The 7822-nt window shown below is 53.7% G+C and carries 9 protein-coding genes and 1 pseudogene; 3 read left to right on the forward strand and 7 right to left on the reverse strand.

The annotated features are described in order from the left end of the window. Positions 1-195, forward strand: a 195-nt coding sequence (locus ACKWJN_RS06375; RefSeq protein ID WP_408595515.1) for a flagellin, incomplete at its 5' end; no start/stop codon positions are given. Between the two features lie 68 nt (positions 196-263). On the opposite strand, the gene pseI is transcribed toward ACKWJN_RS06375, so the two are convergent. Genes pseI through pseC form a run of 6 tightly spaced genes read right to left on the reverse strand, consistent with a single transcriptional unit; the run spans position 264 to position 5432 of the window. Then, the gene (gene pseI, locus ACKWJN_RS06380) at positions 264-1319 is read right to left on the reverse strand and encodes a pseudaminic acid synthase (protein ID WP_408595516.1); all 1056 of its coding nucleotides are present in this window, start codon (positions 1317-1319) and stop codon (positions 264-266) included. Continuing rightward, on the reverse strand, positions 1306-1848 hold the full coding sequence (pseH, locus tag ACKWJN_RS06385; RefSeq protein WP_408595517.1) for a UDP-4-amino-4,6-dideoxy-N-acetyl-beta-L-altrosamine N-acetyltransferase: 543 nt from the start codon (positions 1846-1848) through the stop codon (positions 1306-1308). The genes pseI and pseH overlap by 14 nt, the downstream gene beginning before the upstream one ends. Beyond that, positions 1841-2977: a UDP-2,4-diacetamido-2,4,6-trideoxy-beta-L-altropyranose hydrolase gene (pseG, locus tag ACKWJN_RS06390; protein WP_408595518.1), complete on the reverse strand. Its 1137-nt coding sequence runs from the start codon at positions 2975-2977 to the stop codon at positions 1841-1843. Before pseG ends, pseH begins: the two co-directional genes overlap by 8 nt. Further along, positions 2922-3551 carry a pseudaminic acid biosynthesis-associated methylase gene (locus ACKWJN_RS06395; RefSeq protein ID WP_408595519.1) on the reverse strand — a complete coding sequence of 210 codons (630 nt, stop codon included), beginning with the start codon at positions 3549-3551 and terminating at the stop codon, positions 2922-2924. The genes pseG and ACKWJN_RS06395 overlap by 56 nt, the downstream gene beginning before the upstream one ends. Next, positions 3544-4263, reverse strand: a complete 720-nt coding sequence (gene pseF / locus ACKWJN_RS06400; RefSeq protein WP_408595520.1) for a pseudaminic acid cytidylyltransferase — start codon at positions 4261-4263, stop codon at positions 3544-3546. The genes ACKWJN_RS06395 and pseF overlap by 8 nt, the downstream gene beginning before the upstream one ends. Continuing rightward, the gene (gene pseC, locus ACKWJN_RS06405; protein WP_408595521.1) at positions 4260-5432 is read right to left on the reverse strand and encodes a UDP-4-amino-4,6-dideoxy-N-acetyl-beta-L-altrosamine transaminase; all 1173 of its coding nucleotides are present in this window, start codon (positions 5430-5432) and stop codon (positions 4260-4262) included. Before pseC ends, pseF begins: the two co-directional genes overlap by 4 nt. A gap of 136 nt (positions 5433-5568) precedes the next feature. Here pseC and pseB point away from each other — a divergent pair, with 136 nt between their 5' ends. Then, positions 5569-6591 carry a UDP-N-acetylglucosamine 4,6-dehydratase (inverting) gene (gene pseB, locus ACKWJN_RS06410; RefSeq protein ID WP_408595522.1) on the forward strand — a complete coding sequence of 341 codons (1023 nt, stop codon included), beginning with the start codon at positions 5569-5571 and terminating at the stop codon, positions 6589-6591. A gap of 55 nt (positions 6592-6646) precedes the next feature. On the opposite strand, the gene ACKWJN_RS06415 is transcribed toward pseB, so the two are convergent. Continuing rightward, a complete protein-coding gene (locus tag ACKWJN_RS06415) occupies positions 6647-6889 on the reverse strand; it encodes a hypothetical protein (protein WP_408595523.1) in 243 nt (80 codons plus the stop codon). Between ACKWJN_RS06415 and ACKWJN_RS06420 the strand changes: the two are divergent. Continuing rightward, positions 6831-7822, forward strand: a pseudogene (locus ACKWJN_RS06420) (heme utilization protein); the annotation flags it as partial. The gene ACKWJN_RS06415 and the pseudogene ACKWJN_RS06420 sit on opposite strands and share 59 nt — an antisense overlap.

Consider the following 7822-nt stretch of genomic DNA (forward strand, 5'->3'; position numbering starts at 1 on the left):
CGCCTGAATGCCACGGTCAACAACCTGAGCAACGTGGTGACCAACACCGAGGCGTCCAGAAGCCGCATCATGGATACGGACTACTCGAAAGAGACCACGGCTTTGGCCAAGAGCCAGATCATTCAGCAAGCCGCCACGGCCATGTTGGCGCAAGCGAACCAGTCGCCACAGATGGTGCTGTCGCTGTTGAAATAAATCTCAACAAGTGAAATGAAGATGGCAGTTTAGGGCTGGGTGCTCAGGCACTCAGCCCTTTTTTGCGTTCAAACAAGGTCTTGCCACCGGACTGGAGAATTCACAGCAATGGGTCTAATGACCTGTCGGCCGACAACCTCATCCATGTGTTTGGGTGCCAGACCAAACCCCGGTCGCACACTGCGCACCATGTCCTGTGTGATCACATCGCCCGCTTGCAGGGCTTTGACAAAATACAGCGAACGTCTGAATTGCGCATTGGCTTGTTCGCTGGGTTTGCGTCCGTAGTCAATCTGCCCCATCGCTTCCCATGCCGTTTGCGTGCCACGACACAGTTGGGCCAGCTCTGTGGGCTCCAGTGAAAAACTATCGTCCGGCCCACCGCCTTGGCGATTAAGGGTGAAGTGCTTTTCGATGATGCAAGCACCCAGCGCCACACTGGCAATCGCGGTGGTGTTGTCCAAGGTGTGATCAGACAAACCCGTGACAACGCGAAAGCGATCTTTCATATCTTGCAAAGTGCGCAAGTTGTAATCGGCAGGCGGGGCGGGATAACCACTGACGCAATGCAGCAAGGCCAGTTCTTTGCAGCCGGCTGATTGAGCCGCTTCGACAGCTTCTTGGATTTCTGTATCGTCCGCCATGCCGGTAGAAATGATCATCGGCTTTCCGGTACGAGCGACATAGCGGATGAGTGGGAGATCGATGGCTTCGAAGGAGGCAATTTTGTAAGCCGGTGCACCGAGGCTTTCTAGCAAGTCAACGGCTGTGTGGTCAAACGGGGAGCTGAAAATCGTGATGCCTAATTGACGCGCATGCTCAAACAAAGGTTGATGCCAATCCCAAGGCATGTGCGCTTCTTGGTAAAGGTCATACAACGTTCGACCGTTCCACAAGCCGCCCTGGATGCGAAAGTCTTCGCTGGTGGCATTCAGTGTGATGGTGTCAGGGGTGTAAGTCTGTAATTTAACGGCATGTGCTCCTGCTGCCTTGGCTGCTTCGATGATGCGAAAGGCGTTCTCAAGGCTACCGTTGTGGTTGGCCGACATTTCCGCAATGACATAGGGCGCTGTGTCCGCGCCAATGCTGCGGCCGTCGATATGGATGGGATCAGGATTCGACATGGCTGTCCTTGGAGGGTTGGCGGTTAGACCATTCGGTGTGTAGCAATCCGAAACACAAGAGGTCGCGGTGAGAGGATTGAATGCACACTTGCTGCCGCAAACGCCCTTCTAGTGAAAACCCCTGGCGTTCGTGGAAACGAATCGAAGCGGCATTGGTGTCCAGCACTTGCCCGCAGAGCTTGTGGATGTGCAAGGTTTCAAATGCAAACGCAAGTGCGCTTTGCCCTAAAAGAACACCGCTTCCCTTCGGTGCATCAGGGGCTAAATAAAAGCCCCAATCCACGCTCGCGTTCGCTTGAACGCCTGTGAAATGGACCAACCCAAATGGTTGACCTTGGTGTTCCAGCACCATGATTTTTCGAAGCGGATCATGCGTCGAACGTTCAAACCAATGTCGATGTTCTTCTGCGGTGATCACATGTTGCGTGAGCATGTGTTGGCGAATCTTCGGGTGATTGCGCCATGACAAGACCCTCTGTAAGTCATCCACACACATGGGTCTGATGTCACCAGAAGGTAGCTCAGACATGCCAGATCTCCTGTGTCACGCGATCGGTGCCCCGACCATCGGTGACCCGTGTACAAGCCTCTTGCATGGCTTGGCGCAGATCGGGTTTCAACAATTCGTGAAGTTGTTGATGCAAAGATTTTTCCCAGTCTTGGTTCAATTCAAGCAACCCTGCTGCGTGAACTTCTCTCAGTGCATGGGCACCGTTTTTTTGATTGGGCGCCAACACAAAATTGATGGAAGGCAAGCCCAGATAACAGCGCTCAAGGGCAGAGGTACCGGCGGCACCAATGGCCACATCGTGTGTGCACATCCATTCAACGAAGTGGCTGGGATTTTGTGCCACGCGCGTTGGCCAACGCATGGATCGAGAGAGCGCCATCACTGCATCTACCCAAGGGGCAAAAGGGCCCGCGACAACTTGGATGGTCAGGGGGACTTCGGATTCGAAATCATCAAGTGCGGTGAGTACGTCGCAGGTGATGTTGTCTTTGTCGACACCGCCTAACGTCACCAGGATTTTGAGCTTGGTTTCTGAAATTATTGGAGCGGGTAGACCTGTCCGACATCTGCGTATTTCTTCGCGAATCAAGGCATAGTGGGGCCCCGCCAAAATACGGCACGAGTCAGGAGTCAAGTCTATGTAGTCTTCAGCTCTACGCCCAGGATTGGCGTCTAGCAGCAACTCGCAGTGGTGTTTTCGATTGGCCAAATCATCGATCACCAGCAGGCGAGGCACATGGTGAGACACCAAACTTTCCCACCGCTGGTCGAGACCGTAGTGATCGACGATCAGCCAATCGAATCGCTCATGTGCCATGGCTTTCAACGTGGCGTGTGCATCATCTTGCCAATTCGACATGAGACTTTCGGCGCTTTCGCGCGCATCAGTGTGTTCGCTTCCTAGGCTACGCACTTCAAACTCTTGTGCTTGAAGATAACCATTCAAATGGCCAGGGGCATTCGAACAAAGAAAAATACATTGCGCACCTTGGGTTCGAAGCACTTGAGCCAAGCTGACGCATCGCATCACATGACCATTGCCAATGGCCAGGCTTGAATCAGCGCGAAATGCGATACGCATACCCATGGACTTATGTCTTTTCCAGCAAAAACCAAGTGATGTCGTCTTGTGGAAAGTTAGGGTCACGTCGGTAGGCGAATCCGTAATCGACCAATGTCATCTGGGGATGTCGGTCCATGATTTCCCCTGCGAAATCCCTCTTGAACAAACGGTCGTTATGTCCACGGTAAGGGATGGCCATCGGCGAAGGGTTGTAATACTCGGCCACCAGTAAATAGCGACCACATGACCGGACCAGTTTGTCGTAAACCTTGGGCAAGACATCCGGGTTGAGGTGTATCAGCACCCCTTTGATGAGCGTCAAATCCCATGTGCGTGTGGGCTCGAAGTTCAGCAACGAGGTGGGGTACACATGGGCTGCGGGGATCGTGTTTGCCAACTCAGCAGCCGCACTTGGGTTGATCTCAATGCCGTGCGCTTCTAAATCCGGAAAAAGCAGCTGCAGCGCCTTCAAATTCATGCCGATGTTGGCACCAAATTCAATGCAACTGTGGAGGCTGCGCGCTTGCTTCAACGCTTTGACAAAGAAGTCTAAATTGGACGCCAGCAAAGCGGCCCCTTGGTTGCGGTGAATGTAGGCGTTGCCAAATTCACCGGCCCAAAATTTTTCTTGTTCTGTTTCAAATGCTTGGTTAGGCATGTGTGGATCCTTGGTTTAATTCGCGCAGGGATACTGGGTCCTGGCACATGCGTTCGGCCCTGTCCCAGTCCTCCGGTGTGTCTATGTCTTGTACGCGGTGTCTTGGCAGCAGATGTGCCATGGCATTGGAAGAGAAAATGGGTGTTTGGTTCAGCCATGCCTGAGCTTGGCCCCAGTAAAACTGGCCGGCGTCATGGTAGGCGTGAGGCAGGTCTTGCGACCGGGTACCAAAGTGCTCTGGATAGAACATCTCGACACGGTGTTGTGCGCTCAACTGGAACGCACGTTGGATAGGAAACGCGTAACTCGTGGCTGTGAACACATAGTCACACGCATTCAATTCCAAAGTGTTCAAGCTTTGGTGCAGATCCTCGATGGTGATCATGGGCGCCGTGGCATATATGCAGCAAACCGCTTGCGGCTTGACGCCCTGGGATTGCAGCCAATCGATGGCATGTGCCACCACAGGAATCGTGGGTGTGTGGTGATCACTCAACGTCGCGGGTCGGACAAAGGGGACTTCCGCGCCCCAAGTTTGCGCCACCTGGGCAATTTCAGCATCGTCTGTTGAGACGATCACGCGGTCAAAACAGCCACTTTGAAGCGCGGCTTCGATGGACCAGGCGATCATGGGTTTGCCGCAAAAAACTTTGATATTTTTACGCGGTATGCGCTGACTGCCACCGCGCGCTGGAATGATGGCGATTCTCATGCGGCGATGGCCTTTTCCAATGCAGCAACAACCTGCTGTTGTTGGTCGTCTGTCATGGATGAATACAAAGGGATACTGATCGACTTGGCGTAGTAATTTTGAGCATTCTTAAAGTCACTGTCGCTGAATCCCATCTGTGCGTAATGCGGTTGCGTGTGCACAGGGATGTAATGCAAATTCACGCCGATGTTTTGTTCTCTCAAAGATTCAAACACTGTTCTGTGCAGATGCGCCATGTTGGCGTTGAGTTGAACCACATACAAATGAAAACTGGAATGGGTGTCTGGATGCTGCCAAGGCAGCGTGATAGGCAGCGCATGGAGCAAGGCCGCGTATTGACTGGCCAAGGTGTGCCGGCGTGCAATGGCGCTGTCAAGTTGGCTCATTTGGCTCAAGCCCAATGCCCCTTGTAGCTCGGTCATGCGGTAGTTAAAGCCCAACGCGATTTGTTGGTAATACCAAGGCCCCTCGGAGGCGTGGGTCATCTGTTGCGAGTCCCGTGTGATGCCGTGGCTCCTGAGCAGTGCCATGCGGTTGGCCAGGGCTGGGTCGTTGGTCAACGCCATGCCACCTTCTGCGGTGGTGATGATCTTGACCGGATGGAAGCTGAACACAGTGATGTCGCTGTAGCGGCAGTTGCCGACGGCTGCGCCTTGGTATTTGGCGCCAATCGCATGCGACGCATCCTCAATGATTTTGAAACCATATTGGATTGACAGTGCATGAATGGCTGCCATATCACAAGACTGCCCACACAGATGAACAGGGACCACCACTTTGGGCAGTTTGCCAAGCTGCTTGGCCAACGCCAATTTTTTCTCGAGCTCAACGGGGCACAAATTGAATGTGCGTGGGTCAATGTCCACAAAGTCCACTTGGGCGCCGCAATACAAGCCGCAGTTGGCCGACGCTACAAAGGTGATGGGGCTGGTCCATAGCCAGTCGCCGGGCCCCAAACCCAAGGCCAAGCAGGCAATGTGCAGGGCAGAGGTGGCGCTGTTGACGGCAATGCCATGCTGGGCTTGGCAATAACTTGCCACGGCCTCTTCAAATGCAGGCACTGCTGGGCCTTGGGTCAAGAAGTCAGAGCGCAAGACATCCACCACCGCTTGAATATCGGCATCTGTGACCGTGTGGCGGCCATATGGAATGTGGTCTGTTGAGGACATGCTTGGGTGTCAAAGGTTTGACAGTTGAGAGGAAGTGCTTTGATGAAGCAAGTAACAGACCAACTTTTGATTTGGCACGACTCCTGCTTTGAGAGTACATCTTTCATCACAGGGCGTCGATTTGTCGACGTGCGCCATGAACTCTTCCATCGATATTTGCGACCAATCTATTCTCATCACAGGCGGTACCGGCTCGTTTGGCAAAGCCTTTGTGCGATCGGTCTTGGACCATTGCCCCAAGGTCAAGCGCCTGGTGGTGTTCAGTCGCGACGAGCTCAAGCAGTTTGAAATGCAACAAGAGTTCCCTGAGTCCAAATACCCAGCGTTGCGTTTTTTCATTGGCGATGTCAGGGACCAGAACCGTTTGCGTCGCGCATTGGAAGGCATTGACACCGTGGTGCATGCGGCCGCCTTAAAACAAGTGCCTGCCGCTGAATACAACCCCTTTGAATTTATCCAAACCAATATCATGGGGGCGCAAAACCTCATTGAGGCTTGCTTGGACACCCAAGTCAAGCGCGTGGTCGCTTTGTCGACAGACAAAGCGGCAGCTCCGATCAATTTGTACGGTGCCACCAAACTCTGCAGTGACAAGCTGTTCATTGCCGCCAATAACTTCAAAGGCCCTCGGGACTTGCGTTTCTCTGTGGTTCGTTATGGCAATGTGATGGGTTCGCGTGGCTCCGTCATTCCGTTCTTCTTAGAAAGAGCGAAGACCGGTGTCTTACCCATCACCGACCCCGACATGACGCGCTTCAACATTTCCCTGGACGAAGGGGTCGAGATGGTCCTGTGGGCTCTGGAGCGCGGATTGGGCGGTGAAATTCTGGTTCCTAAAATCGCCTCTTACCGCATCGTTGATGTGGCAAATGCGATCGCCCCCAATTGCCGTCAAGACATCGTGGGCATCAGGCCAGGAGAAAAATTGCACGAAGAAATGATCACGCAAAGTGACAGCCCCAACACCATCGATTTGGGCGCTTACTATGCCATTTTGAGTGCATCAAGCAAGGCGCGTTATCTGGCTTCAAACTTGAAAGCGGCGCCAGTTGCGACAAGTTTTGCCTATGAGTCTGGCACCAATCCAGACTTTTTATCGGTCGAACAAATTCGTGCCTTGATTCGAAACCACTTGAATCCAGAATTTCAACCGATTTGATTTGTAGCGTTTTAGATCTAATTTTTCGCGATTCATTCTTATTTATCGATTCAATTTAAATAATTAAAAAAAATTCTAAAGTCTGACCGACTGCTGTCGATCCAAAGACACGATCTGGAATGTCTCCGGATGAATTGGGTGTTCCTATGGCGTCAGCAATCACTGGTATTTCGAGCAAATCTCTCACAGAGATCAAGGCTTTAGCTCCTGCAGACATTGCTGTCACCACAACGGCAGAAATCAGTGCCCTGACAAGCGCACAGGTGGCAGTTTTGACGACAGCACAGGTGGTGGCCATCACTTCGTCGGGCATCGGCAGCCTGTCCACATCCGCCATCAGTGCTTTTTCTGTTGACCAAATTTATTCGCTGATCACCTCTCAGATCGCGGCTGTTGATCCGAGCTTCCAAGTTCCCTACCTCACCACGACCGAAGTTGCTGCTCTGAGCAGCACACAGGCCAAAGCGTTGACGACAGCACAGGTTGCTGCGCTGACGACCGCACAAATTGCTGCGGTGGTGACAGCAGGTGTGTCCGCCTTGACCACCGCTCAAGTGGTGGCCTTGACCACGGCCCAAGCCAAGAGCTTGACCACGGCGCAAGTGGCAGCGTTGAAGACGGCGCAAGTTGCGGCCCTGGAGACGGCAGATTTGGCGGCCATGACCACCGCGCAGGTGTCTGCGATGACAACAGCGCAAGCCGCGGCGTTGACGACCGACCAGGTGGTGGCCTTGACCTCGGCCCAAGCCAAGAGCTTGAGTGCAACGCAAGTCGCGGCACTTAAGACTGCGCAAGTTGCAGCGCTAGAGACGGCTGATTTGGCGGTGATGACCACGGCGCAGGTGACTGCGTTGACCACAGCGCAAACTGCGGCGATGACCACCGACCAAGTGGCGGCCTTGACAACGGCACAAGTAGCATCGATGACCACCGCACAAGTGAGTGCCTTGAAGACGGCACAAGTGGCCGCCTTGACGACAGCCCAAGCCAAGAGCTTGACGACAGACCAAGTGGCGGCGTTGAAGACGGCACAAGTTGCAGCCTTGGAGACGGCTGATTTGGCGGCCATGACCACGGCGCAGGTGGCTGCCATGACGACCGCGCAAGCCGCGGCGTTGACGACCGACCAGGTGGTGGCCTTGACCTCGGCCCAAGCCAAGAGCTTGACCACCGCACAAGTGGCGGCCCTCAAGACGGCGCAATTCGTCGCTCTGGAAACGGCAGATGTGGC

Origin of the sequence: Limnohabitans sp. (assembly GCF_046052825.1) — a bacterium.
GTDB lineage: Bacteria > Pseudomonadota > Gammaproteobacteria > Burkholderiales > Burkholderiaceae_C > Limnohabitans.